The following is a 747-nucleotide window of genomic DNA, read 5'->3' as shown; positions in this document are numbered from 1 at the left end:
CCCTTGAAAAAGCGCAAGCGTGGCGATCAGGCCGCCAAGCGCCGTGACGATCGTTCCGGTCATGAAGCCGCCGCGCTGGCCCATTCTGCGGATGATGGCCGCTGCGGGCAGCGCGCCGAGCGCCACGCCGATGTTGAAGCCGGTGATCGGCGCTGTCGCCAATGATTTGTCGGGGCCAAGCAGATATTGCCCGGCCAGCGCGCCCACGGAGATGGCGATGGGGGCCGCCGAGCCGATGATCGCCTGCGATGCGGCCAGGATCAGCGCCGTGCGGCGCGCCTCGCTGCCTGCCTCGACGGCGATTGCCGTCATGATGCGTCCTTGCCGCGCCCCTCGCCACGCACCCGGCGTGACACACGGTCGAGCACGGCATTGACCAGCTTCGGCTCGTCTTCCTCGTAGAAGGCCTTGGCGATGTCGACATATTCGGAGACTATGACGGCGACCGGGACATCCTCGCGCTTCATCAGTTCGTAGACACCGGCGCGCAGGATGGCGCGCAGCGTCGAATCGAGCCGCGACAGCGGCCAGTCCTCGGTCAGCGCCTGGCGGATGATCGGATCGATGGTCTTCTGGTTCTCGACGACACCCGCCAGGATAGCGCGAAACCATTGCGCATCGGCCTCGCGATAGAGCGCGCCGTCGACTTCCTTGCCAAGGCGAAACGCCTCGTACTCGGCGGTGATCTCGAAGACACCGCTGCCGGCGACATCCATCTGATAGAGCGCCTGCACGGCGGCCAGACGG

Annotated in this window: 1 protein-coding gene and 1 pseudogene; both read right to left on the bottom strand. The window is 66.4% G+C overall.

The window, feature by feature from the left end:
- Positions 1-312 (bottom strand): annotated as a pseudogene (locus EN969_RS33780) (MFS transporter); the annotation flags it as partial.
- Positions 309-747: transcription antitermination factor NusB (gene nusB / locus EN969_RS33775; RefSeq protein WP_127419904.1), on the bottom strand; the 439-nt coding region annotated here is incomplete at its 5' end. The gene nusB and the pseudogene EN969_RS33780, both read right to left, overlap by 4 nt.

Origin of the sequence: Mesorhizobium sp. M7A.F.Ca.CA.003.01.2.1 (assembly GCF_003998945.1) — a bacterium.
GTDB classification, from domain to species: Bacteria; Pseudomonadota; Alphaproteobacteria; order Rhizobiales; family Rhizobiaceae; genus Mesorhizobium; species Mesorhizobium ciceri.
This window is presented reverse-complemented; position numbering and strand designations above follow the sequence as displayed.